Origin of the sequence: Bacillus sp. FSL P4-0248 (assembly GCF_038593305.1) — a bacterium.
GTDB classification, from domain to species: domain Bacteria; phylum Bacillota; class Bacilli; order Bacillales; family Bacillaceae; genus Bacillus; species Bacillus safensis.
Genome location: NZ_CP151983.1, coordinates 773,079 through 797,256 on the forward strand (window position 1 = coordinate 773,079; position 24,178 = coordinate 797,256).

The following is a 24,178-nucleotide window of genomic DNA, read 5'->3' on the forward strand; positions in this document are numbered from 1 at the left end:
TTTGTAGTTATTTTTTGCAGATTATTGTAAAGATAACATAAATCATACGAATTACCTTGTTGAGGGAATATAAATAAGTCTAAATGCTTATTTTCATCATAAGGGGTTTTCTGATCGGGATAGGATGTTTGATTTCAATGTACCCGGGTATAGTGTGTAGTGTAACGATAATCAAGCAGGAGGGTTTCTACATGGGTAAGAAAATTGCAGTTGTATTAACAGATTACTTTGAGGATGTTGAATTCACCGAGCCTGCAAAAGCCTTTAAAGATGCAGGCCATGAGGTCACAGTGATTGAAAACGAAAAAGGAAAAACAGTGAAAGGGAAGCAAGGAGAAGCAGAAGTGAGAGTGGATGCGTCCATTGATAACGTGAAGCCTGAAGACTTCGATGCACTTCTGATTCCTGGCGGGTTCTCCCCAGACATTCTGCGTGCAGATGATCGCTATGTCCAATTTACAAGAGCATTTATGGACGAGAAAAAACCAGTATTTGCGATCTGTCACGGACCGCAATTGCTCATTACAGCGAAGTCGCTGGAAGGCAGAGGCGCGACTGGCTATACATCCATTCAAGTAGATATGGAAAACGCAGGCGCAAAATTCAAAGATGAAGAAGTTGTCGTTTGTCAGGATCAGCTTGTGACAAGCCGTACACCTGATGACATTCCAGCATTTAACCGTGAATCATTAAAACTGCTCGCAAAATAAGCAGTTTTGACAGGATAAACAAAGCCAGCACCTTGGGGGGTGCTGGCTTTTTCTGCGCATGGATGGAAGAAAGCGGCGTAAACCGCAATCCAGTTTCCTTTGCACGATTATTTTCTTAAGTTTTTTAGCTCGCTTGCGATGGCTTGCATTTCACTTGGGCTGAATGAAGATTTTTTCATCACCATTTGGTGTAGAAATTCAATATCTTCGTACTTGTCTGGACTGAAGTCCTCGGCTTTGATGACTCCAATGTTCAGCATATTTAACTTTTGCGAAATGTCTTCAATCAGCTGATTGACTTCAGCCGCTTTTTGCTCTGACAAGGGCGGCACGTCCTTTCCTGCATATGTGTTGAATAATATGTCTATTTTAACAGAAATGCAAAAGAATAAAAGGGCTATTAAGACGACACCGAGATGTTTTTCTCCTTTTTCTCCTGCTTGATCTTATCAATGATTCGTTTAGATTCAAACACGACAACCCCAGATAAACCGATGAGGCCGATTAAGTTAGGAACAGCCATCAGTCCGTTTAGCATATCCGCCACGCCCCAGACGAAATCATTCTTAAACACGGCACCGAAAAAGACAGCAATAACAAACACAACACGATAATACATCACATATGAATCTTTCGCCAAATATGTAAAGCATTTTTCGCCATAATAGGACCAGCCAATAATGGTGGAATAGGCGAATAAAAGTAAGCCGATTGCAACAATGATTGAGCCGATTGGACCAAGGAAATGAGCAAAGGATAACGAGGTGAGTGCATCACTTTTTTCTGTGACGTACATATCGGCCATGACAATTGTGATCCCTGTAATGGAACAAACAATCATCGTATCAATAAAGACTTGCGTCATTGACACAAGCGCTTGACGAGCAGGCATATCTGTTTTGGCAGCAGCTGCAGCGATTGGTGCAGAACCAAGACCCGCTTCATTGGAAAATACCCCTCTCGCCACACCCCAGCGGATTACGGTGCCGATTGCACCGCCTGCAACGGCTTGACCTGTAAATGCATCCGTAAAAATGAGCCCGACGGCACTTGGGACAAGATCCGCATTCATGACAAGAATGATCAGTCCGCAAATGACGTAGAATAAAGCCATGACCGGTACAAAAATAGCCGTCACACGGCCAATGCTTTTAATCCCGCCTAAAATCACGAGGGCAGTAAAGGCCGTAATAATAATGCCGGTGATCCATGTTGGAATTTGAAAGGTTGAATTCATGACACCAGAAATCGAATTTGACTGCACGAGATTCCCAATCCCAAAGGCAGCCGTAGCGCCAAAAATAGCAAACAGCACCCCTAGCCATTTTTGCTTCAAGCCATGCTCCAAATAGTACATCGGCCCGCCGGACATTTCCCCTTTTTCATTTTTGACACGGTATTTCACTGCGAGAACAGCTTCAGCATATTTTGTCGCCATTCCAAAGAACGCTGCAAACCACATCCAAAACACAGCGCCTGGTCCGCCGGCAATGACAGCAGAGGCGACCCCTACAATATTTCCCGTTCCAACCGTTGCAGCAAGGGCTGTCATTAATGCTTGGAAGTGAGAAATATCACCTTCTGATGTCTTATCTTGCTTTGAAAATGCCAGCTTAAGCGAATAGGGGAGCAGCCTAATTTGAATGAAGAGCACGCGAAAGGTAAGGTAAATCCCTGTCCCCACGATCAAAAACAAAAGCGGCGGTCCCCATAATACATCATTGATACTGCTGACAATCTGTTCTACCCATCCCATATGTATCCCCCTTTATTTGTTTATTTCTCCTAAAGTGTCACCTTTTTTTGTATAATGTGTCAATGCCGATGGGAGTTTTTCTTGCAAAGTTTTCAAAAGAAAAAGGGCTTGATATGATAGAGAAAAGGTTTCCGAAAGCAGTTCTTAGGGAAAAGATAGGAGGAGAATGAAGGATGATTCATGTATTATTCGTATGTCTTGGCAATATATGCAGATCACCGATGGCAGAGGCCATGTTTAGAAAACGAGTAGAAGATGAGGGGCTAAGCGAGCACTTTGTCATTGATTCAGCAGGCATTGGCGGCTGGCATCAAGGCAGCCCTCCGCATGAAGGAACACGAAAGCTGCTTGATGAAAAAGGGATCAGCTATGAAGGGATGTCCGCAAGACAAATCATAGATGAGGACATCACAGCATACGACTATATCATTGCGATGGATGCTGAAAATGTTGGGGCACTTCGCAGTATAGCCGGCTATGGGAAACATCACTTTATTGGCCGTCTTCTTGACTTTGTTGAAGACGACGATCGTGATGATGTGCCAGACCCTTATTACACTGGAAACTTTGAGGAAGTACATGATTTAATTGAAAAAGGAATTGATCGTTTTTTGACGTATGTAAAAAAAGAGAAACACCTTTAACTGAAAGGAGATCAGACGAGATGGAAGAAAAAAATCAAATCATGCTTCGAGGAGCTGTGATAGGAGCAGCTTGCGGCGCACTGCTGACATTATTTCATCGGCCAACGAGAATCGCGCTCAAAGACAAATGGAATGACTGTCAGGAAAAGCTGGCGGAATACCGTCAGGAGCCAGCCAGAATTTCTGCTTGCATGAAAAAAAAAATGGAAGAAACGAAGCAGCTGATGCGAACAGTCTCAGATGATTTGTCATTTTTAAATGAACAAGTCAATCAGTTAAAGGAAACAACCCCAAAAGTATTAGAGATTATTGAAGAAACAAAGGATCACTTTCGATCGAAATAGAAAGATTGATCATTGGAGATGAGGCGTATGGGTTTTATTAAAGCGTTAATTGAACGCTTTTTGCTGCATGAAGGACCGGCAAAATCTGCTGAGCTTGCTTACTTCTTTTTGCTTTCATTATTTCCGTTTCTCATCTTCGTGCTGACGCTCGTTGGATATTTGCCGCTGACGTCGAAGGATGTCCTAAGCGTCATCTCTGGTTATGCGCCAGAAGGAGCGCTTTCGATGATTGAATCCATTGCCGAAGAGACACTGAACAGCCGTAACGGCGGATTGCTGTCATTCGGGATTATTGCCGCCCTTTGGTCTGCATCTAACGGGATTAATGCCGTCGTCAGAGCATTTAACCATGCTTACGAAGTTGAGGAAAATCGTTCCTTCATTCTCGTACGTTTAACATCAATCATCTTAACCATAGCAATGGTTCTTACGATTATTTTTGCCTTAATGCTGCCTGTCTTTGGAAAAGAACTTGGCTTATTTCTCGCTGAATTAGTCGGGCAGTCAGACGCCTTTCTCACCATTTGGACGGCCATGAGGTGGATCATTAGCCCGCTGATTTTATTGATTGTGTTTACAGCCTTGTACTATTTCGCCCCAAACATTAGACTGAAATTGAAATTTGTTCTGCCAGGCGCCATTTTTGCCTCAATTGGATGGATTTTGGTGAGTATGCTGTTCTCATTTTACGTAGGCGAGTTTGCGAATTACAGTGCGATGTACGGAAGTATTGGGGGAATCATTATTTTAATGATCTGGTTCTATTTAACCGGCATTATGATTATCCTTGGCGGCGAGCTCAATGCGCTTTTACATAAGCGTAAAATCGTACCAGGCAAGGTGTGAAGAAATCCGGGCATCCTAAAGAAGAACGAACATGTTCAATCTTGATGGATGGGGGAATCACATATGTCCAAACAATCGAAAAAAGGCGGAAGCAACACGAAACAAAACAAAGGCCATCAGCCAAAGCACAAAACAAGCGGCAGTGCAAACGGGCAAAATGGTTATCATTAAATGAAAAAAACTCCTCTGCATAGGTGCAGGGGAGTTTTTATTTCGACAATCGTATATATCGCTTAAGGATAAAAGCTGTATCAGGTTTTGACTGGTAATGAGGATCATGCTGAAACCCTGCGTTTATTGCTACACGTTCACTTCTGACATGGCCAATAGGGCAAAAAATTTCAAATCCATCGACTTTAGGAGCAAAGGTTTCTGTCATAGATTTGACGATGGTTGTCACAATGCCCTGTCCTTGCGCGTCTTCATCAATCCAATAACCGATATTGCCTAATTGTTGATTAATTGTCAGACGGAACACACCGATTAATTGCTCGTTCAGCTGAATGCCAGCTTCCAACCCTTTTTGTTCATTGTAGATGGTTTGAGTTGATTGAATAAACGTTTTGACAGCTTCTACGCTTTGGCATTGATGAACCCAAGGGAGCCACTCCTCTAAATGGGCCTTATTCTTTTGAATAAGGCTAAATAGTGAGTCCGCATCATCTAATTGTAGAGATGCCAAAGTCAATTCATTTGTGATGTGATATGTAAACAACGATTGATCCCCCATTTTAGTGACTTTCCAGCACTGCCTGCGTTCTCCCAAATCGAACGCAGCAAAACACAAATAATATCACGATGCTGACAAGGTAAAGTAAATTCATTCCTTCAAACGTTTGCACAAAGAATCCTCCGAGTACCGGCCCGAGAATACTGCCTGCACTAAACGCCATTCCGCACATCAAATTCCCGGCGGGAAGCAGATGCTTTGGCAATAAGTCGGTCATATAACTGATGCCAAGTGAGAAGGTAGAGCCTACAGCCATTCCAGCAATAAAGAAACAGATGGCTACAGCCAAAACGGATTGAATGAAAATCCCTGCCAAAAGGAAAAAGAATGATCCAGCGAGTGTCACACATAAAATGATGCGGCGCCTGCCAAACCGGTCACTGAGCATCCCAAGAGGAAGCTGAAAGACAATGCTCCCTATGGCAAACGCAGGTAAAATAAACGCAACCGCATCTACTGTCACACCGCTTCTGAGTGCATACACTGGGAAGTTACTATTAAGCGTCGTTTCTAAAAAGCCATAGCAAAATGGCATCATAAAGGCGACCCAGCCAAATTGAAAGGCCTTTTTAAAGCGCTTTAAACTGTTTGTCTGCTCTGACGTTTGCACTTCGCCTGTATCTGTATATGTATTTTTTAAAACAAACACAAGCAGCCAAATACATAAACTAACGGCACCAGAAACAATAAAAGGCAAGGCTGGATTGATCTCAATGAGCGGCGTTAAAAAAGGGCCGGCGGCAAAACCGAGTCCAAATGATAATCCATACAATGAAATATTTCGTCCGCGATTTCTTGATGATGAAGCATAGGTCACCCACGTCTGTGTAGAGAAATGCAGCATATGGTCACCAATCCCGATCATGAGACGGAGGAAGAACCAGACGACATAAGATTCAAAAAACACAAAGCTAAACAAGCTTAAAAAAACAGCAGCGCCTCCAATGACGATTAATGGCTTAAATCCAAAACGGCGAAGCGGTGCTTCCATAAAAGGAGACGCAAGCAGTACGCCGAGATATAAGCCTGTGGCATGCAGGCCGTTTAACGTAGGAGAAGTACCGGCATGTTCAAAGATAATGGAAATGACAGGAAGTAATGCCCCCTGTGAAAAACCAGATACGGATACAAGTAAAATTAAAATCATAAAGTGAATTCTCGACATAAGATGCTCCTTACAAGTTCATGCTTTCATCGTACAATGGAACCATAGGGGTTTCAATAGAAAGGTGGAAAAGGAATGACGCTGACATACAAAAAGGATCATTGGATCGCACATATTGAGGACAGGCAGCTGCCTATTTCAGGAACAGAAGAACTGGGGTTCCGCCCATCTCAATTATTCACCTCAGCCATTGCAGGCTGCTTTGGAGAAATGCTTATTCATGTATGCCGTAAAAAGCGAATATCCTGTGAAGGGCTGACGATCACACCTGAAACGACAAGGGCAGGGGCTGTAAACAAAATTTCCTGCATTCATTTACATATCTTATTTGAAGACATCAATACATCTGATGAACAAATCGATAAAGTGATCACTCTTGCATTGAAGCATTGCTCAATGGTGCAGTCTGTGAAAGGGAGTATTGATATCACTTTCTCACACGCGCGAATCTAAAATGTATACGATGCCGGCACTCACGAAAGAATAACAGTCAGACATATGTAAAGGAGAATGGCTGTATGAATCGTTTGTTTCTTGTAATTGTCGCAATCGGTGTTCCGCTATCGGTGATTGGCAGTTTTCTTCATTTCCCGCAGGTCGTCATGTTTGCCGTTTATTGTATCGCCATTATTGGTCTTGCTAGTTTTATGGGAAGAGCCACAGAAAGTCTTGCCATCATTGCGGGACCTAGAATTGGCGGACTTTTAAACGCCACATTCGGAAATGCAGTGGAATTAATCATATCGTTTTTTGCCTTAAAGCAAGGACTGACGGCCATCGTACTTGCTTCTTTAACAGGATCAGTCATCGGAAATTTACTGCTTGTGGCGGGGCTGTCTTTTTTTGTTGGCGGATTAAAATATAAGCGCCAAGTGTTCAATGTCCATGATGCAAGGCACAATTCAGGCTTGCTCATGTTTGCTATCATTGTAGCGTTTGTCGTTCCAGAAGTGTTTTCGGTGGAGATGGCAGAGAATAAACAGTTTGTTTTAAGCATTGGGATCAGCATTGTGATGATTTTGCTTTATGTTGCGGCGCTTTATTTCAAACTAGTCAGCCACCGCGGTGTTTATGTTGCCAAGCAGGAGAGCGGGCAAGGTGAAGCGGAGACGGAAGAAGAAACACCTGAATGGTCTGGGAAATTTGCCACCGTAATTTTGCTGCTTTCGACGATCGCAGTTGCGTACATTTCAGAGCGACTTGTTCATACATTTGATACGGTAGGAGAGCAGTTTGGCTGGAGTGAGCTGTTTATCGGTGTCATTATTGTGGCCATCGTCGGCAACGCCGCAGAACATGCCTCAGCTGTTATCATGGCGTATAAAAACAAAATGGATGTAGCAGTGGAAATTGCCTTTGGCTCCACACTTCAGGTTGCTATGATGGTCGCGCCAATCCTTGTCATCAGCTCGCTATTTTTTGATAAGCAGATGCCGCTCATTTTCTCCTTGCCAGAGCTCATTGCGATGGCATCCTCTGTGCTGCTCACGGTGATTTTATCAAATGATGGGGATACAAACTGGTTTGAAGGCGCCACATTACTCGCTGCCTATTTTATTATGGCGATTGGATTTTTCCTTTTATAATCTTTTGTGGATAAGGGACGTCTTTGCGGAAAATACTATGGAAAAATGAATGAGAAAGAGTGATGATATGAAAAAGATGCTCCGCATCATGTTTGTTGTTCTCTTATCCTTAAGTTTTCTATACAGCTTTCCAGCGGAGGCGGCAAAGCCATTTAAAGTGCCATCCTCTGTCGCCAGTATCTCCAAGGAGAATACGTATCCAAACGCGTCACAGGATCAGCCGCTGCTCCAGCCGAGCGAGCTGACGGCTGAATTGTTCAAAACAACAAGTGTACCGATTGAGAATACTCATTTGATTAAAATGCTAAATGAATCCAGCATTTCAGGAACGCCATTAGCTGTTGGATACCGTGCGACCATTTTCCTCGGAAGGTGGGCGCTGAGCTACGATTCAAACGAAACGGTCGCCAACTGGGAATACAAAAAAGTGAATACGAACCACATTGATAACAGAGGCGGCAACAAAACAGCCATTGGAAAATACGTTCAAAAGCAGCAAGTGAAAGTAAGCGGCGGGCTCACAGCAAAAGTGCCGAACCCAGAAGATGTGAAAACATTGATGATGCAAAAAGCGATTCAAAAAACAAAGCTGCCCCTCGCTTTTGACACCGTGATTGGTGCAGGAACAAAACGAGATCAGTCATACCACGTCTCTCCGAAAAAAGCAGCCTCGCTTCATGCCTATGCACCAGCGATTAACGAAAAAGGTAAGGTCACATACGGAGAAGTGTACCTTGTGCTAAAAGGAAATAAACGAAAACTCGTCGTGAAAAACGTGACCTCACAAGGAATCGGCGCTTGGATTCCTGTTCAGGATCACTTGACGTTTGGGTTTCAAGGGATGAATTAAAACAGTCATCTCCTCTTATCAATAGAGGAGATGACTGTTTTTTGCTAATAGGGTTTCTCTTTTTTTCTTTTTAGTTCATTTTTGTAAAAGTCAAAGGCGTTATATAAATACCAAATGATAAAAAGAAAGAAGATAACTTTAGTCAATATCGGTAAGTTGTTGAAAATAAGACATAGGCCAAAATAAGGGATGATCATAAATCCATAATAAGAAAACCACCATGTTTTAAAAATGAAACTCATCTCCTTGGAAATTGTAGACATTAACATCTTATACATATATTACATTTTTTAAGAAAATAAAAAAGCCATAGTAGAAGTTGAATGAACTCAACGACTACTATGGCTTAAATTTTTTATTCCCCTAAATCCACATTATGATAAACCTGCTGCACGTCTTCAAGCTCTTCTAATACATCGATCAGCTTTTCAAATTGTGCTTTCGATTCATCATCTAATGTCACTTCGTTTTGAGGTAGCATTGTGATTTCAGCGACAGTGAATTCTTCTACGCCGGCTTGTTTGAATGCTTCTTGTACTTGATGGAATTGATCTGGTTCAGCATACACGATCACCGTTTCATCTTCTTCCATGATGTCACGTACATCAACGTCTGCTTCCATTAAAAGCTCAAGCGTTTCTTCTTCACTTTTTCCTTCGACACCGATGACAGCTGTTTCGTCGAACATGTAGGCAACAGAGCCGCTTACGCCCATGTTTCCACCGTTTTTCCCAAATGCTGCTCGAACATCTGAAGCTGTACGGTTTACGTTATTCGTGAGGGCATCAACGATGACCATTGATCCGTTTGGACCAAATCCTTCGTAGCGCAGCTCATCGAAGTTCTCTTCCGCACCGCCTTTGGCTTTTTCAATGGCACGGTCTACAATATGTTTTGGGACACTATATGTTTTTGCACGTTCTAGGACAAAACGAAGTGCTTGGTTTGATTCTGGATTTGGCTCACCTTGTTTGGCAGCCACATAGATTTCACGCCCGAATTTTGCGTAAATACGACTTGTACTGGCATCCTTTGATGCTTTCTTTTCTTTAATGTTGTTCCACTTACGACCCATCTTATTCACTCTCTTTCACTTAGAAAATACACAGTATGAGGGTCCCCATGCTGCATGAAATCATTCTGCTATCTATTATACATGAATCAGTCAAGAGGATAGAAGTAAGAGGGCTGGAATGAAAAGAATTGTTAGCGAATGTTCAAGTGTTCCATGTTTCTCGCAAGCCCGAGTCAGCCCGGCAACATGTATATAAAAAAATAACCCCATCATAAATGAGGTTATTTTGCAGGCTGGGGATAAGCGAGATCCTCAAGCAATTTGACATCATGCTGATGAAGTTGTTTGATCATTTCTTTTCGCACAGCGAGGGCGGCTTCGAAGTATTTTTCGTCTTCGACCATTCCCTTTACTGTGATTTCAATCCCGCGATTCAGCTTATTCAAGCCCATAATTCCATGAACCTGAAAGGGTTCAATTGCGTTTTGGAATTCATCTTTTTTAAGAAAATCATGATGCATTTGATTTAAATTGTCACATGCTGATTCAAGTGCTTGGAAGGCGATATCTGGGTTTTGATTCGCGCTAATTAACACAGATTCCGTAATCCGCATGTAGTGCATGTTATAGTTTTGGATTTGACGGATGTCCCCGTTAGAAATGGTTAACAGCTTGCCGCTCCATTCTCTAATTTGCAGAGAGCGGAGACCAATCTCTTCAATGGTTCCATTAAAGAGGTTATTCACCGTCACATAATCCCCTTTATGAATCTGACGTTCATAGATAAGAAAAACGCCTGCTAAAATATCACGAATCAGTGTCTGTGCGCCAAAACCGATGACGATCCCAGCAACACCAGCACCCGCAAGAATTTTCCCAAAGTCATGAAAGAAAAGAGAAATGACATAGAGCACAAAGCAAATCGACGCGGTGTACTGCGTGACCGATTTCACCAAGCTCTCGATCGTTTTCTTCTTCTTGTCCTCTATAAACTCAGTTCGTTTAAAGAAAATTTGAAGGGCTTTGTTAATCATAAAGACGGCAAGCCAAAGAATGAGTCCAACAAGGAGAATTTCAATGTATTTGTTTTTGACCACTGTCAGAAATGTATCGTCCATCTATCGGTTACCCCCTGGCTGTACGAGAAGTAAAATCAACATCTTGATAATAGCTGTTTTTCACTAAAACATTCGGACCGAGGCACTGCACGCTTGGGCAATGACAATTCAGTTCTTTTGCTAATTTTGTATTCATCCAGCGTGTATAGGCTGATTGCAATGTATCAGTTGCAATGTTTCCAAGCGGCGGAGTATCGCCAAAGTCTGTCACAATAATATTCCCATCAAAAATATTCACATTCAACCGTGAGCGTCCATCAGGGTCATTTCGTACCGTGACATTTTTCTCCTGACGCAATCGGTTGAGGAGACGCTGGTCTTCTTCATCTGGGCTGCATGAATAAAATGGCAGGGTACCAAACAGCATCCATGTGTTTTGATCACGAATATCAAGCAGCTGATGAATCGCATCCCGCATTTGCGGAAGCGTCAAAGATTCAAGGGCGCTGGCGAAATCACTTGGATACATCGGGTGAACTTCGTGGCGCTGGCATTTCATTTCCTCGACGATTTGCCGGTGGATGTGTTCGATATATGGAAGCGTGCGCTTATTCAGCATGGTTTCAGCGGATACGGTTACGCCCGCTTTGACAAGTGCCTGACTATTTTCAATCATACGGTTAAATAATTTCTCGCGCTGCTCAAAGGTTGGTTTTCGATCCATCATGGCAAAACCGACCGTTGCAAACTCTTCGACAGTGCCCCAGTTATGTGAAATGTGAAGGACATCTAAGTATGGAATAATTTCTTCATACCGCGCCAAATCAAGGGTTAAATTTGAATTGATCTGTGTACGGACGCCGCGTTCATGGGCATACTTTAATAAAGGGACAACATATTCCCGTACAGATTTAAGAGAAAGCATGGGCTCTCCGCCTGTAATACTAAGTGAGCGCAGAAGCGGGACTTCATCTAAACGGCGAAGTAACAAATCAATCGGCAGCGCATTCGGATCCTTAGGCTGTAAGGTATAGCCGACCGCACAATGCTCGCATCTCATGTTACACAGCGTTGTTGTCGTAAATTCAATATTTGTCAGCTTCATTTCTCCGTAATCCTGCACATCGAGATAGGCTTCCCAGGGGTCGTATGCAGGTGTAATCGGACGAAGTGCTGTTTTTTGGTTCATGGTATCTATCTCCTTTTCATTCGGGCAAACGTAGACCCGCCAACAGTTAATTTTAAGCCTCATCACGGTTATACGCAAGGGGGACACAATTGATTTGCAAGGGAAAAAAAGATAAGCTATAAACAAATGCTAAAGGGAGTGTATCGATGGGTAAGGCAGCAGACAGCAAAGAGCAGCAGGTTGATTATTTAAAGAACCGATTAGATATGTTTATGAATGTGATTGATTCATTAGATCCCGAATCAACAGACGTTGAGGATATAGACAGACTGATCCAGATGATTGACGATCTGGAAGCGAAATATGAACGGTTTAAAAACGATTGGAAGGAAGAATAGCTCGCGTGATGCGGGCTTTTTTCTTTAAATTGGCAGGTGAATCGGTGTATGAGTCTCGGTCTTATTCTGCAAAATAGAAGAAAAACCGGGAAGTGACGTAAATGAAAAAATACATGCTGATCTGTTTATGTGCGCTTTTTGTTTCCATGCCTCTCTCAGAAGCGGAAGCCGTGTCTAATAAGCCCATCCACTGGGGATTTGCGAAAAGTAAAGAGCACAGGCCGCCGGATGCGGGCAAAGAATTGACGGCACTGTTAAAAAAGTATGATGCGTTCTATTTAGGCAACACGAAAAAGAAAGAGATTTATTTTACCTTCGACAATGGCTATGAAAATGGGTACACACCCAAGATCTTAGACGTGCTGAAAAAACATCAAGTACCAGGCACCTTTTTTGTGACAGGTCACTTTGTAAAGGACCAGCCCGGGCTTGTCAAACGTATGGCAGAAGAAGGTCATATCATTGGCAACCATTCCTATCATCATCCAGATTTAACAACAAAGAGCACGAAAGAAATCAAAGAAGAACTGGACCGTGTCAATGAAGCTGTGTACAAAATCACAGGAAAACAAGATAACCTCTATCTTCGTCCGCCGCGCGGTGTGTTCAGTGAAAGGGTACTAAAAGAAACAAAACAGCTCGGCTACCAAACCGTTTTCTGGTCAGTGGCATTTGTGGACTGGCATATCCATCATCAAAAAGGAAAACAGTATGCTTACGATCAAATGATGAAGCAGGCGCACCCAGGAGCCATTTACTTACTTCATACCGTCTCAAGAGACAATGCCGAAGCGCTGGATGAGGCCATCACCGCTCTGAAAAAACAAGGATATTCCTTTAAAAGCCTAGACGATCTCATGCTTGAAAAAGTATGGCATCTGCCACAGCTATAGAAAGAAGCCTGCAGAAGACCTGCAGGCTTTTTGATTATCCCTCTCTGATTTTACACTGAAACAAAAGAGGATGATGACGTGAAAAAGAGTCAATCAAGCCCTCACCGAAAACGGTGATGCTTTGCTCCCAAGGATGTCCTAGCAGGCCCCAATCCATTTCTTTTGATAAAAAGAAATAGTAATCCCCATTAGGGAGAACAGGAACTTTCCATTCTCCAAATTCATCTTTTTCAAACAAGCCATATGGTGTGATCCAGTAGCATTCGTGCTGCCAATCAAGTGCCAGCATATATTCGTCCGTTCCGGTGATATTCTCCTGAAAAGAGAGCAGTGCCTTTTTTTCAAGATCTTCATCTGTATGTAGAAGAGAAGAGTCCTCAAAATAAGCAGAGATATCATATGTGATGTAAGGAGGGGGTGCTTGAAAAGCGGGAAAGCGAGAGATGCTTGGTATAAATTTGAACTCTCGAGCAAATGTCTTCCAGGCAAATTTTAATTCTTTGTCTTTCAGTGGAATCCAGTTTTCCATATGATCTTCCTCCCAAGCACTTCTCTCAAAACATTATTTAAAAATCCTAAACCACCCTTTATGTTTAAACCACAAAAGCATCCCCGAAACGAGGAGACCCATAAAAATCAGCACGCCAAAATAGCCGTATTTCCAGTGTAATTCAGGCATGTTGTCAAAGTTCATTCCGTACACCCCAACAATAAAGGTCAGTGGAATAAAAATGGTCGACACAATGGTCAATGTCATCATGATCGCATTCATCCGGTTGGAATTCAGCGTCTGATAGCTGTCTCGTAAATCGGCTGTCATATCACGGTTTGACTCAACAATTTCGGTTAGTTTTAATAGATGATCATAAATATCATTAAAATACGCTTGACGATTTGTATCGCTTTTCATCATATTTGTGTTCACAATACGATATAAAAGGTCCCTCATCGGGATAATCGTTCTTCGCAGTTTGAGTAAATCTGAGCGAATACCAAATACTTCGTTCATCAACGTGCCATACGTTTTATGCCCTTCTTCATCCTCAATTTCATTCAGCCTGTCTTCAATTTGATAAATAATAGGGAAATAATCATCAACAAGCTGATCAATCAGCATGTAGGCAATATGCTCAGGTCCGCTGTTTCTTGCTTTATCAGACCCTTTGAGCTTTCGAATCACACGTTCAACGTACGGCGCTTCCTTCAAATGAAAGGTCACGATATAGTTTTCACCAACAAACAGATCGACTTCCTCAGAACGAAGCGTTTTTTGATTAAGGGCATGCAGCACGAAAAACAAATACCCTTCATAAAAATCAAGCTTGGGCCGCTGTAAATAATGAAAACAATCTTCAATCGCAAGCGGATGGAAATGAAAATATTCCTTTAAAAGCGCTGCTTCCTTTTCCGTTGGCGCATGAAAATCAATCCAATACCAGGCGATATCGGGGCTTGAAAGCTGCTGCAATGTTGCATGTTCAATCAAGTCGCCGTTTTTTGTCACTGCAAGTTTTCTCAGCATGTGCACCCCTCCAGACTTGCATTATATCATGAAGCAGCACCGGTGAACTTATACGTTTTCTTCATAAAAAAAAGCCGATCTCATTTTTGAGATCGGTTCAATGTGCGTGTATGATTGATGGATAAAACCGAGAATTAAGGACGACGGAAGTTGACGAAACCACCATTACGGTCGAACCAGCCTCTAAATGCCCAGTTGATGTAGCCGCCGTCACCTTTGTTTGTGAAAGATCCATTTTCGAATACCCAGACTCCGTACGTAATACTTCCGTATTTCACAGTAGCAAACGTTTTGACGCCGTTGAAACGAGTCTCATAACCTTGGCTTAAGTTAAATACCATGACATTGTATTTTGCGCCAGCAGCATAGAAAGCAGACTCCATTAATCCTTTGACAAAGCCTTCACGGTTTGTGTTAGCATTTGCAGCATTGATTAATGCATTTGCAATACCAAGTACATCAAAGTTAATATTAACGTTTCCTGCAGTTGTAGATGCCTTACCTTCAGCAGCTTTGTTTAAGACAGTTTGCTGAAGTGTAGTAGAAACAGGTGCTGAAGTTTTTGGCTCAGCAGCGTCAGCGAATACTGGCAGTGTCGAAGAAACAGCAGTGGCAAGGGCAACAGAAAGAATTGTTTTTTTCATTGGTCGGATCTCCTTTGTTTTTAAATTTTGGGTCTTCTTTTTTGTAAAATGTGAAACTAAGTGAAGCCGGTCATCAATGAGGTAAATATGTTCCTGCAAGATAAAACAAATGATTGCCTAATCCGCTAATTTCTTTGTTCACCTCCTTGATATGTCATAATTATACAAATATTTTTTGAATGGAGGATATCACCCAGAGGTTCTATTTCTAATTTAAGGAAAATGAGCCTAAAATGTTGAAGGATGCTGTCGAATTTTAGCTGAATTCGACTAAAAACTTTCATCTATCCAAAAGGAGAATGACCACAAATAAGGAAGATATAACTGATAAATTCTTGTACTCTTTATGTTTAAAAGTATTCAATCTAGAGAATCATTCATGCAAAATGAAACAATCACATCTGCGTATGTTTGCAGAAAGGAAGAGGACATGTATGTGGGAAAAACAGCTTGCGGTAGAGCCGCCGTATCATTTCGATCAAGTGCTTAGACGCTTATCAAGTGATCCATTAAAAGCAGTCGATTTGAGTCAAAGAGAAATCAAAGTGCCGATCAGATTAGAGCAAAAACCGTACGTGGTCATCGTTCAAGCTACTGGAACAAAGGATGCGCCTATGTTCCGGGTGCGATCAAACGGCCCAGAGGAACCCCTTCTTTCTGAGGTGAAACGGATATTTGGCATGGAGCATCAATTACACATGATTCAAGACCATTTTTCTCAAACCAATCTAGCGCCCATTTTTGAGCAGCATATTGGAACGCCGCTCATGCTGGATTTTCATTTATATCATTGTTTAATGAAATGCATCATTCATCAGCAGCTTAATCTTTCGTTTGCTTACGAGCTCACGAAACGATTTGTCCATACGTACGGCGAGCAAATAGAAGGTGTATGGTTTGATCCTTTACCAGAAACCATTGCCTCTCTTGAAACAGATGATTTGAGAAAGCTTCAATTTAGTCAGCGAAAAGCAGAATATGTCATCGATGTATCGAAACGAATTGTGAGCGGCTCACTTTGTTTAGAGGAATTACACGATTTATCTGATCTGGAGGTAGAAGAGCGTCTGCTTCCGATTAGAGGGATTGGCCCTTGGACGGTTCAAAATGTGCTCATGAATGGGCTTGGAAGACCAAATCTTTTTCCGATGGCAGATATCGGCATTCAAAACGCAATGAAACGTCATTTTAACCTGCCTGAAAAACCGACAAAAGATGAAATGGCAGCGCTAAGCAAGGAATGGACCCCATATTTAAGCTACGCTTCTTTATATTTATGGAGAAGCATTGAGACAGATAAATAAATGAAAGGCATTTTCTCTCTTTGTCTAAGACGTGGTATACTAATGAGATGGAATAAAATGAAGACAACCTATTAAGGGTTCAAATAGAACGGAGAGAATAAAGTGAAAGAAAAACAGCAAGGTGCCCTTTTGCAAAAGGGACAGCAGTTCCCGCTTACCATTAAACGCCTTGGCATTAATGGTGAAGGGGTCGGTTATTTTAAAAAGCAAGTGGTCTTTGTCCCAGGCGCGCTTCCAGGTGAGGAAGTGGTAGTTGAAGCAACGAATGTCCAAGCAAAATATGCAGAAGGCACAGTCAGAAAAGTGCGAAAGCGTTCCGAGTATCGAGTCAAACCGCCATGCCCAGTATACGAGCAGTGCGGCGGCTGTCAGCTTCAGCATTTGGCGTATGAGCAGCAGCTAAATGAAAAGCGTGATATTGTCATTCAATCAATGGAGCGTCATACAAAGCTATCGGTTGAAAAGCTTGATATTCGGCCAACGATCGGCATGGAAGATCCGTGGCACTACCGAAACAAAAGTCAGTTCCAAGTAGGACGTTCTCATAGCGGAGACATCATTGCAGGACTTTATGGACTAAATTCCCATAAGCTTGTACCGATCAAGGAATGTATCGTGCAGCATCCAAAAACGAACAAAACAACAGGCGTTGTCCGCAAAATTTTAGAGAAATTCGGCGTATCGGTCTACAATGAACGGACAAGAAAAGGCGACGTACGCTCGATTGTCGTGCGTGTCGGTTTTGAAACAGGGGAAGTGCAGGTCGTTCTTGTCACATCAAAACCTGAATTTCCAAAGAAAAAAGAAATAGCCGAAGCCATTCAAAAACGTCTGCCTGAAGTGACGTCCATTATGCACAATATTAATGGTGAAAAAACGTCGGTCATCTTCGGCCATAAAACATCTCACCTAGCTGGCAATATGGTCATTCAAGAATTTTTAGGAGACGTCTCATTTGAATTGAGTGCACGTGCTTTCTTCCAATTGAATCCGAAGCAGACGCTAAAGCTTTACGATGAAGCGAAAAAAGCGGCCAAACTGACAGGCAAAGAAAAGGTTGTCGATGCGTATTGCGGTGTTGGGACCATTGGGATGTGGCTCTCAGATGGCGCCAAAGAAGTACGAGGAATGGATGTCATCAAAGAATCGATTGATGATGCCAAGAAAAATGCCAAAAAACACGGCATGAAAAACGCGACCTATGTAACAGGAACAGCTGAACATTGGCTGCCAAAATGGGTCAAAGAAGGCTTCCGCCCTGACGTCATCGTCGTCGACCCGCCAAGAACAGGCTGCGAGCGCACCTTCTTAGACACCGTCAAACAAGTCAAACCAAAACGCTTTGTCTACGTCTCTTGCAACCCATCCACACTAGCAAAAGACCTTGAATACATGTCAAAAGACTATAAGATCGAATACATGCAGCCAGTTGATATGTTTCCGCATACGGCGCATGTTGAGTGCTGTGCGTTGCTCGAATTAATTGACTAATCCTAAGTTAAGCGTGTTTTTTAACATACGTTTTATTAGGGTGTGTCTTAGGAATCGCTAATTTAATATTTGCTGAAACATAAAAAGCAGACGGTTCAGAAGTGCGATAATCCACTTCTAATTGGCCGTCTGCTTTTACTGTTATTTTATGAATGAAGCGAGCTAAAATTGTTGGAGTTAGCTCTGTGAGTGGTTGTTTAGGGTTTAATTGATTTAGGATATATGCTTTCAAATTAGCAACATCTACTTGCATATTACTTTCCTCATATTGCAACAAATTTAGTTTTCAACTAGTTTCTCTATTTCAGGATTTAAAATAACTACAAGACCGTCATAATTTTCTTAGTTAATTTTGTCAACTAACAACAAATCGAGTGCTTTTTGTTTCTTAGTACGGAGACTAGCAAGCTGTTTTTGTAATTTTTCATGATTATTCACTGGTTTTGAGTTTAACTTTTTTAGATTGTTGCACTGAAAGAAGCATAAAGATTTTTATGTTGGAGGGGGGAATGTTAGGGAGCCCAATATTGGTGACCATCATTAGAAGTCTGGATTTGGAAATTATAAAATACAGGGTGGACAGTATTCTATACATCTTCGGGAGGAATCGATATGATTAGTGGTGTGCCAGTTGTTGGTCGGATTATTAGAAAAGATATTTGAATTAAGTTGTGTTAGAAAAATAATTAAAAACCAAGCTGAATCAAATTGTGTAACTAATTAGGAAACTAGGTTTTTTTGTTATTATTTGAAATTTTTATATTATTTAGTTTTAATGCTGTATAATTGAATATAAGAACTTTTATGATTATTTTACTATAATAGTGAGGTTGTTTAAATGATTGAACTTGATTTTACTCGTATTCGGTCTTTTGATGGTAGTAAAGACGGGGGCTTTGAAGAGTTAGTTTGTCAAATAGCCCATTTAAATAAACCAAATCAAGGGAAGAATTTCATCCGAAAAGATGGTGCTGGTGGAGATGGCGGTGTTGAATGTTATTGGATCCTGGAAGATGGTTCAGAGCATGCTTGGCAAGCAAAATATTTTACTGACAGGCTCGAAGGTAGTCAATGGAGTCAAATAGATGGTTCAGTTAGAACAGCGATTGATAAACATCCTAGATTAACTAAATATTATGTAAGTGTGCCAAAGGATTTAAACGATAGTCGAAAAACTGGTCGTGGTGGGAAGCAAGTTGTATCTTCCTTAGATAAATGGAATCAATATGTTCAAAGCTGGACGGAATTAGCCAAAGATAAGGGAATGAACGTAGAGTTTGAATATTGGGGTCGTCACGAATTAAGTATGATGCTACAAAGGGACGAAAGTAATTATATTGGTAGAACATTATACTGGTTTAATGAGCCAGTATTGAGTATGGGAACTTTTACGGAATTAGCTAATAAATCGAAAATTTCTTTAGGTGAGCGATTTTCAGAGGAATATCATATTGATTTACCTATTCAGAAAAAAGTAGAGGGATTAGGTATATCTCCTGAATGGAAAGAAGCAATTAATAATCAAAAAAAGATTCTGTTCGATTTGATCCATAGGATAGACCAGTTAGATCGCTTTGAAAATAAAACTTTGAATAAAGGACCAAACTGGACTGTTTTCAAAGAGAATGCAACTAAATTTAAAGAATCGTATTTAGAAATTTTAATTACTAAATACGATGAACTTAGGATTACAAATATTAGGGGTGGATTTGAAGGTTTAAGAGGCTTAGCTGCTGATTTCAATAATTTTATTTGGGATAATATCAATGATAAGAACGAAGGATGGAAAGATATTAGGTATCAATTTAGAGGAGTTATTGAGGCACTAGATAGTATAGAGACTTTTATATTTAGTATTGCTACGGAAGCATATGAAACAAAAAGTGTAGTCATATTAGGAGATGCTGGAATAGGGAAATCACATTTATTATGTGATATAGCACAAAAGCGTATAGCTGAAGATTTACCTACTGTCTTTCTATTAGGTCAAAGGTATTCTGGAGGTAATCCACTTAATATTATAGCTGAAGAACTTGATTTGAGGGGCGTAAGTTTTAAACAGTTACTAGGGGCTTTGGATGCAGCTGGAGAAGCAAAGAAAACTAGAACATTAATTATTATTGATGCCTTAAATGAAGGTAATAATCGTTTTGATTGGCAAAATCAACTAATGTCATTTATAGCTGAATTAAAAAATTATCCTCATATCGCTTTACTTATAAGCTGTAGATCAACTTATAAGGATTTCATATTACCTGAAGATATTAAAGGGAACATAGTGGAGATTTTTCATACAGGGTTTAAAGGATTTGAACACCGAGCAGCTATGAAGTATTTGTCGAAACAAGGTATAGACAAACCTTCTGTACCACTACTATCTCCAGAATTCAGTAACCCATTGTTTTTAAAAACATGCTGTAAAGCAATAAAATCAAAAGGGTTGACTTCTTTCCCTAAAGGTCTTGAAGGCCAGACTGCAATCTTTAATTTTTATTTGGAAAGTATTGAAAATGTTGTTAAACGTAGAAAAAAATATATGGGGAATAGAAATGTTTCTAGTAGAATTTTATCAAAATTGATCGAACTAATATACCCAGATAAATTATTTGGAATTGAAATAAATTTAGCAGCGGACGTTTTTAGAGAAGTGGATCCTAAACCTAACTTTGATGATGATTTAATCGATATACTCATTTCAGAAGGTTTACTAGCATTAGATATGATAACTGATAGTAATGGAAATGCAATTGAAGTTGTTAGGTTTACATACGAAAGATTTAGTGATTATTTCATTGCAGAAAACATTATTGATAATCTGAATGCAGAAAATCTTGAAGCGGAGTTTGGAACTCATGGGAAGTTAGAAGAAATAATAAAGAACCCATATAAGTATTCAGGGATTATTGAAGCATTAGGCATAGTTTTCCCAGAAAGATTCAATCTAGAGTTTGTTGATTTTGTTTCTGAAGAAAGTACACATTATAATTCGATTTTTGATAAATCGTTTACGAATGTTCTTTTATTACGTAGCAAAGACTCTATTAATGATAGGACAGTTGCATTATTAAATAAAATTTCTAGTTACGGTTTTTTCAATGAGTCGCTAGATAAGATATTAGCTTTATCTACAGAACCTAATCATCCATTAAATGCAGAATTTTTACATGAAAATTTAAAAAGAAGAAAATTGACGGAAAGAGACCGCTTATGGTCAACGCATATAGCAGTAAGTGATTATGAGGAAGATGAAGAACAACCTGAATCTGTAACTCGAACTTTAATTGATTGGGCATTGTATGCGGATTTAAACGATGTAGAAGACGAGCGAATAAGATTATTGAGTTACACACTTTTATGGATGACAACGACTTCAAATAGAAAAGTAAGGGATCAAGCTACTAAATCATTAGTTCGAATTTTAAGTTATCGTCCATATATCATTAATGAGTTGCTACCGAAGTTTAATGATATAGACGATTTATATTTAAAAGAAAGATTGTATGCAGTTAGTTATGGTGTAGTCTGCAATATTAATGATTTAGATGAAGTAAGAGAAATTGCAGAGAAGGTTTATGAGTTGCAATTTACCCATAAGAAACCAGAACCACATCTTCTTTTAAGGGATTATGCTCGAGGGATAATGGAATACGCTTTATATAAAAACTTAATCGCTGAAGAAATGAGCAGAAATTTTAGACCGCCGTATATTAGTGAATGGCCAATTGAAAATCCTACTAAATCAGACATTAAAGATTTAGATGAAGATGAATATTCTTCGATTAAAAGTTCTCTTATGGGATTCCCAGGGGATTTTGGTAACTATACTATGTCCTGCGTACATAACTGGTCAGCAACATCACTAACGGAAAGTCGTCCTAAAACATCATATGAATTACATTTAGAATTTGCTGAAAAAGTACCTAGTGAGTTAAGAGAAGAGTACTTAAAAGAAATCAATCAAAGAATTAAATCATATGGTCAGCCCGTTACAGTTAATATTATAGACGATGTTTTAAATGATTCAGAATATGACCTTGAGGAGTTATTTAAAGAGGTTGATGAAATGCCTAGGGAAATTTCAGTTGTTACTAAAAATATAGATAGTCCAAGTGATAATTGGGATTCTTTAAAGAAACGTATCAATGATGCATTGTCAGAAGAGGTTAAAGAATATTTTAGGTGGCTAACAGGTTTAGGCGTTAATGATAGAGTAGCAATTTTTTGTAGAAAATGGGCGCAAAGATGGGTATGCAAAAAAGCATATGAGTTTGGTTGGACCTCAAAAATGTTTGGTGATTTTGAAAGAAGACACAGTAATACTTACGGTAGGGAAGGTTCAAAAATTGAACGGATTGGTAAGAAATATCAATGGATTGCATTTTATGAACTTTTAGCTAGAATGGCAGACAATTTATTTTGGGCTAACAAATATGAAGATGAAACAGAATATGAAGGGCCATGGCAGCTTTGGGAACGCGACATTGATCCTACTATATGGCTGAGAGCTACAAATGATTCAAATTGGGATGAGTTTGGAAAGGTTTGGTGGTCACCATATACACCGATTTTTAGTGTCAATGAATCGGATGATTGGGTGTTCGATGAAGACACACTTCCTGATTTCAAGAATTTATTGATAGTAACTGATAGTAAAGGTGAAAAGTGGCGTAACTTGAGTGGCTTTAGAAAATGGGCGAATAAAACGATTGATGGTAAATCTAAAGAAGAGTTGTGGTATAGAATTAATACATGCGTTGTACCAAAAAATGATGTAGATAATGTACTTGAAAAAATGAAGGATAAAGCTTTATTTGCCCCTTCTACTTTTGCGCCACGAGGTTCCTCACACCAAGGTTTTTTACGAGAATATCCATGGCATCCTTACTATAAGGATTTTGATGTTTGGCGTAATGGTGAAGATTCTCGAACTTTAAATATTCAACATTTAGTACCAGTTAACGAATATGAATGGGAAACAGGTGAAAGAGATAAATCCATTGACCAATATATTTCTCTCTATTTACCTAATCAACAATTAATTAAAGACTTTAATTTAAAGTGGTCATTAGGGAATTTTAGTACATGGGAGAATTCCGACGGCGAGATAATCTTTATGGATCCAAGTGAATTAGAAAAAGGACCATCGGCAGCTCTGGTTAAATCAGATCATTTTGAAAAATGGTTAGAAGAGAATGACTTACAGTTGACTTGGTTTATCGGCGGAGAAAAGCAAATTTTCAATGATGTAGGAAGTGTTTCAAAAAGATTAGAGTTCAACTATATAATTTCTATGGAAAAGGAAAATTTCATGGAAATAAATTGGAAAGATAACTATAGTTTTAAAAATTAATTAATTTATGGCATCAGTGGAAGAACAGTATTATTATCCACTGATGTAGTTATTTAGAAGGGATAGGGTTTGCCATCAGGAAGTTTTAAATTTAAGACTTCATGAAAAATTTGTTTATGCCAAACTAAATTCGATCCGATTTTGAAGTTTGAATTTATTCTTTCTCAGTTATTTGTTAGTCGACCAAATATTTTTTTGTGTTCAGAGAAAGCATGAAGTTCATCAATTTTTAGGAAATGAATCTAACAAATCATATTCATAAAATATAAAGTACAAAAGTTTAATGTAAAAGGTCGAGTATTATTTAAAGGAAACCAACATGAGGTTTACAAGCTGCCCAATAATAAGTCTTTTACTTAGCAAGGTGTACAATATTTATCCGGAGGTGAGACTTATTAAAATTTACATAACAAATTTTAATGAGGCAAGAAATAAAGAGGGTTTTCATTTAGTACGATGCTGACAAATGCAAGAGAGAAAAGAAGTGCCTTTCTAAGAAGTATAAAGACAAAATAGTGAACATAACCTCTTCGCAACGATGTGACAGAGGTGTTTTTATATTTGAGAATCGTCTTATAAATTCCTTGACGCTTTATTCACAGCTGGTATCAGCTTATTATTTAATATGACACATAAACGTTGACGAGCAAGATGATTAATACCGTGCATGTGGAGGCAATTGTATCGATGGTACGAGTGTAAAAAGTGAAATGAATAAAAATGGGTCGTGATTTGAATACTGG

23 protein-coding genes are annotated in these 24,178 nt (G+C 39.9%); 12 read left to right on the forward strand and 11 right to left on the reverse strand.

All coding sequences use genetic code 11. The features are described from left to right. Positions 1-191: 191 nt before the first annotated feature. A complete protein-coding gene (locus NST65_RS03795; RefSeq protein ID WP_070326778.1) occupies positions 192-710 on the forward strand; it encodes a type 1 glutamine amidotransferase domain-containing protein in 519 nt (172 codons plus the stop codon). A 107-nt stretch (positions 711-817) separates the two neighbouring features. Here the strand turns inward: NST65_RS03795 and NST65_RS03800 are convergent, their stop codons facing one another. Both NST65_RS03800 and NST65_RS03805 read right to left on the reverse strand, forming a co-directional pair. Beyond that, positions 818-1,033 carry a DUF1128 domain-containing protein gene (locus NST65_RS03800; RefSeq protein ID WP_003214000.1) on the reverse strand — a complete coding sequence of 72 codons (216 nt, stop codon included), beginning with the start codon at positions 1,031-1,033 and terminating at the stop codon, positions 818-820. Positions 1,034-1,110: 77 nt separating this feature from the next. Beyond that, positions 1,111-2,466, reverse strand: coding sequence for a sodium:alanine symporter family protein (locus tag NST65_RS03805; RefSeq protein ID WP_034283694.1), 1,356 nt, complete (start codon positions 2,464-2,466; stop codon positions 1,111-1,113). A 173-nt stretch (positions 2,467-2,639) separates the two neighbouring features. Between NST65_RS03805 and NST65_RS03810 the strand changes: the two genes are divergently transcribed. Genes NST65_RS03810 through NST65_RS03820 form a run of 3 tightly spaced genes read left to right on the forward strand, consistent with a single transcriptional unit; the run spans position 2,640 to position 4,300 of the window. Then, a complete protein-coding gene (locus NST65_RS03810; RefSeq protein WP_024425273.1) occupies positions 2,640-3,110 on the forward strand; it encodes a low molecular weight protein-tyrosine-phosphatase in 471 nt (156 codons plus the stop codon). A 20-nt stretch (positions 3,111-3,130) separates the two neighbouring features. Continuing rightward, complete coding sequence (locus NST65_RS03815; protein ID WP_342489318.1) at positions 3,131-3,454, forward strand: YtxH domain-containing protein; 324 nt, start codon at positions 3,131-3,133, stop codon at positions 3,452-3,454. 27 nt (positions 3,455-3,481) lie between these two features. After that, positions 3,482-4,300 carry a YhjD/YihY/BrkB family envelope integrity protein gene (locus tag NST65_RS03820; RefSeq protein WP_024425272.1) on the forward strand — a complete coding sequence of 273 codons (819 nt, stop codon included), beginning with the start codon at positions 3,482-3,484 and terminating at the stop codon, positions 4,298-4,300. 208 nt (positions 4,301-4,508) lie between these two features. Here the strand turns inward: NST65_RS03820 and NST65_RS03825 are convergent, their stop codons facing one another. Then, the gene (locus NST65_RS03825; protein WP_326484277.1) at positions 4,509-5,015 is read right to left on the reverse strand and encodes a GNAT family N-acetyltransferase; all 507 of its coding nucleotides are present in this window, start codon (positions 5,013-5,015) and stop codon (positions 4,509-4,511) included. Between the two features lie 16 nt (positions 5,016-5,031). Beyond that, a complete protein-coding gene (locus NST65_RS03830; protein ID WP_326484276.1) occupies positions 5,032-6,195 on the reverse strand; it encodes an MFS transporter in 1,164 nt (387 codons plus the stop codon). 75 nt (positions 6,196-6,270) lie between these two features. On the opposite strand from NST65_RS03830, the gene NST65_RS03835 reads away from it, so the two are divergent. From NST65_RS03835 to NST65_RS03845, 3 genes are all read left to right on the forward strand, one after another. Continuing rightward, positions 6,271-6,648 carry an OsmC family protein gene (locus tag NST65_RS03835; protein ID WP_034623162.1) on the forward strand — a complete coding sequence of 126 codons (378 nt, stop codon included), beginning with the start codon at positions 6,271-6,273 and terminating at the stop codon, positions 6,646-6,648. 65 nt (positions 6,649-6,713) lie between these two features. Beyond that, on the forward strand, positions 6,714-7,781 hold the full coding sequence (cax, locus tag NST65_RS03840; RefSeq protein WP_342489319.1) for a calcium/proton exchanger: 1,068 nt from the start codon (positions 6,714-6,716) through the stop codon (positions 7,779-7,781). A gap of 88 nt (positions 7,782-7,869) precedes the next feature. Continuing rightward, positions 7,870-8,631 carry a YfkD famly protein gene (locus NST65_RS03845; RefSeq protein WP_223255680.1) on the forward strand — a complete coding sequence of 254 codons (762 nt, stop codon included), beginning with the start codon at positions 7,870-7,872 and terminating at the stop codon, positions 8,629-8,631. Between the two features lie 355 nt (positions 8,632-8,986). Here NST65_RS03845 and NST65_RS03850 read toward each other — a convergent pair whose 3' ends face one another. From NST65_RS03850 to yfkAB, 3 genes are all read right to left on the reverse strand, one after another. Continuing rightward, positions 8,987-9,706 carry a YebC/PmpR family DNA-binding transcriptional regulator gene (locus NST65_RS03850; RefSeq protein WP_024425262.1) on the reverse strand — a complete coding sequence of 240 codons (720 nt, stop codon included), beginning with the start codon at positions 9,704-9,706 and terminating at the stop codon, positions 8,987-8,989. A gap of 221 nt (positions 9,707-9,927) precedes the next feature. After that, positions 9,928-10,764 carry a mechanosensitive ion channel domain-containing protein gene (locus NST65_RS03855; protein WP_041116197.1) on the reverse strand — a complete coding sequence of 279 codons (837 nt, stop codon included), beginning with the start codon at positions 10,762-10,764 and terminating at the stop codon, positions 9,928-9,930. A 7-nt stretch (positions 10,765-10,771) separates the two neighbouring features. After that, the gene (yfkAB, locus tag NST65_RS03860; protein WP_024425260.1) at positions 10,772-11,893 is read right to left on the reverse strand and encodes a radical SAM/CxCxxxxC motif protein YfkAB; all 1,122 of its coding nucleotides are present in this window, start codon (positions 11,891-11,893) and stop codon (positions 10,772-10,774) included. A 146-nt stretch (positions 11,894-12,039) separates the two neighbouring features. Between yfkAB and NST65_RS03865 the strand changes: the two genes are divergently transcribed. Beyond that, a complete protein-coding gene (locus NST65_RS03865; protein ID WP_012009274.1) occupies positions 12,040-12,231 on the forward strand; it encodes an SE1561 family protein in 192 nt (63 codons plus the stop codon). A 101-nt stretch (positions 12,232-12,332) separates the two neighbouring features. Further along, positions 12,333-13,124: a delta-lactam-biosynthetic de-N-acetylase gene (pdaA, locus tag NST65_RS03870; RefSeq protein ID WP_342489320.1), complete on the forward strand. Its 792-nt coding sequence runs from the start codon at positions 12,333-12,335 to the stop codon at positions 13,122-13,124. Between the two features lie 34 nt (positions 13,125-13,158). Here pdaA and NST65_RS03875 read toward each other — a convergent pair whose 3' ends face one another. The 3 genes from NST65_RS03875 to NST65_RS03885 form a co-directional block, all read right to left on the reverse strand. Beyond that, positions 13,159-13,653, reverse strand: a complete 495-nt coding sequence (locus NST65_RS03875; RefSeq protein WP_342489321.1) for a DUF2716 domain-containing protein — start codon at positions 13,651-13,653, stop codon at positions 13,159-13,161. 33 nt (positions 13,654-13,686) lie between these two features. Beyond that, a complete protein-coding gene (gene corA / locus NST65_RS03880; RefSeq protein ID WP_025093503.1) occupies positions 13,687-14,646 on the reverse strand; it encodes a magnesium/cobalt transporter CorA in 960 nt (319 codons plus the stop codon). 134 nt (positions 14,647-14,780) lie between these two features. Next, positions 14,781-15,290: a hypothetical protein gene (locus NST65_RS03885; protein WP_024425256.1), complete on the reverse strand. Its 510-nt coding sequence runs from the start codon at positions 15,288-15,290 to the stop codon at positions 14,781-14,783. 434 nt (positions 15,291-15,724) lie between these two features. Here NST65_RS03885 and NST65_RS03890 point away from each other — a divergent pair, with 434 nt between their 5' ends. Next, a complete protein-coding gene (locus tag NST65_RS03890) occupies positions 15,725-16,594 on the forward strand; it encodes a DNA-3-methyladenine glycosylase (RefSeq protein ID WP_034283708.1) in 870 nt (289 codons plus the stop codon). A gap of 102 nt (positions 16,595-16,696) precedes the next feature. Further along, on the forward strand, positions 16,697-18,085 hold the full coding sequence (rlmD, locus tag NST65_RS03895; RefSeq protein ID WP_251232620.1) for a 23S rRNA (uracil(1939)-C(5))-methyltransferase RlmD: 1,389 nt from the start codon (positions 16,697-16,699) through the stop codon (positions 18,083-18,085). Positions 18,086-18,092: 7 nt separating this feature from the next. On the opposite strand, the gene NST65_RS03900 is transcribed toward rlmD, so the two are convergent. Continuing rightward, a complete protein-coding gene (locus tag NST65_RS03900; RefSeq protein WP_061110572.1) occupies positions 18,093-18,338 on the reverse strand; it encodes a hypothetical protein in 246 nt (81 codons plus the stop codon). A 585-nt stretch (positions 18,339-18,923) separates the two neighbouring features. Between NST65_RS03900 and NST65_RS03905 the strand changes: the two genes are divergently transcribed. Next, complete coding sequence (locus NST65_RS03905; RefSeq protein ID WP_342489322.1) at positions 18,924-23,435, forward strand: hypothetical protein; 4,512 nt, start codon at positions 18,924-18,926, stop codon at positions 23,433-23,435. Positions 23,436-24,178: the final 743 nt, after the last annotated feature.

Coding starts and splice junctions, on each gene's coding strand:
- NST65_RS03890 (WP_034283708.1), top strand. CDS start 15,725: ATGTGGGAAAAACAGCTTGCGGTAGAGCCGCCGTATCATTTCGATCAA.
- NST65_RS03855 (WP_041116197.1), bottom strand. CDS start 10,764: ATGGACGATACATTTCTGACAGTGGTCAAAAACAAATACATTGAAATT.
- NST65_RS03875 (WP_342489321.1), bottom strand. CDS start 13,653: ATGGAAAACTGGATTCCACTGAAAGACAAAGAATTAAAATTTGCCTGG.
- pdaA (WP_342489320.1), top strand. CDS start 12,333: ATGAAAAAATACATGCTGATCTGTTTATGTGCGCTTTTTGTTTCCATG.
- NST65_RS03885 (WP_024425256.1), bottom strand. CDS start 15,290: ATGAAAAAAACAATTCTTTCTGTTGCCCTTGCCACTGCTGTTTCTTCG.
- NST65_RS03815 (WP_342489318.1), top strand. CDS start 3,131: ATGGAAGAAAAAAATCAAATCATGCTTCGAGGAGCTGTGATAGGAGCA.
- yfkAB (WP_024425260.1), bottom strand. CDS start 11,893: ATGAACCAAAAAACAGCACTTCGTCCGATTACACCTGCATACGACCCC.
- NST65_RS03820 (WP_024425272.1), top strand. CDS start 3,482: ATGGGTTTTATTAAAGCGTTAATTGAACGCTTTTTGCTGCATGAAGGA.
- NST65_RS03850 (WP_024425262.1), bottom strand. CDS start 9,706: ATGGGTCGTAAGTGGAACAACATTAAAGAAAAGAAAGCATCAAAGGAT.
- NST65_RS03900 (WP_061110572.1), bottom strand. CDS start 18,338: ATGCAAGTAGATGTTGCTAATTTGAAAGCATATATCCTAAATCAATTA.
- NST65_RS03795 (WP_070326778.1), top strand. CDS start 192: ATGGGTAAGAAAATTGCAGTTGTATTAACAGATTACTTTGAGGATGTT.
- NST65_RS03805 (WP_034283694.1), bottom strand. CDS start 2,466: ATGGGATGGGTAGAACAGATTGTCAGCAGTATCAATGATGTATTATGG.
- cax (WP_342489319.1), top strand. CDS start 6,714: ATGAATCGTTTGTTTCTTGTAATTGTCGCAATCGGTGTTCCGCTATCG.
- NST65_RS03905 (WP_342489322.1), top strand. CDS start 18,924: ATGATTGAACTTGATTTTACTCGTATTCGGTCTTTTGATGGTAGTAAA.
- NST65_RS03830 (WP_326484276.1), bottom strand. CDS start 6,195: ATGTCGAGAATTCACTTTATGATTTTAATTTTACTTGTATCCGTATCT.
- NST65_RS03845 (WP_223255680.1), top strand. CDS start 7,870: ATGTTTGTTGTTCTCTTATCCTTAAGTTTTCTATACAGCTTTCCAGCG.
- corA (WP_025093503.1), bottom strand. CDS start 14,646: ATGCTGAGAAAACTTGCAGTGACAAAAAACGGCGACTTGATTGAACAT.
- NST65_RS03835 (WP_034623162.1), top strand. CDS start 6,271: ATGACGCTGACATACAAAAAGGATCATTGGATCGCACATATTGAGGAC.
- NST65_RS03810 (WP_024425273.1), top strand. CDS start 2,640: ATGATTCATGTATTATTCGTATGTCTTGGCAATATATGCAGATCACCG.
- NST65_RS03865 (WP_012009274.1), top strand. CDS start 12,040: ATGGGTAAGGCAGCAGACAGCAAAGAGCAGCAGGTTGATTATTTAAAG.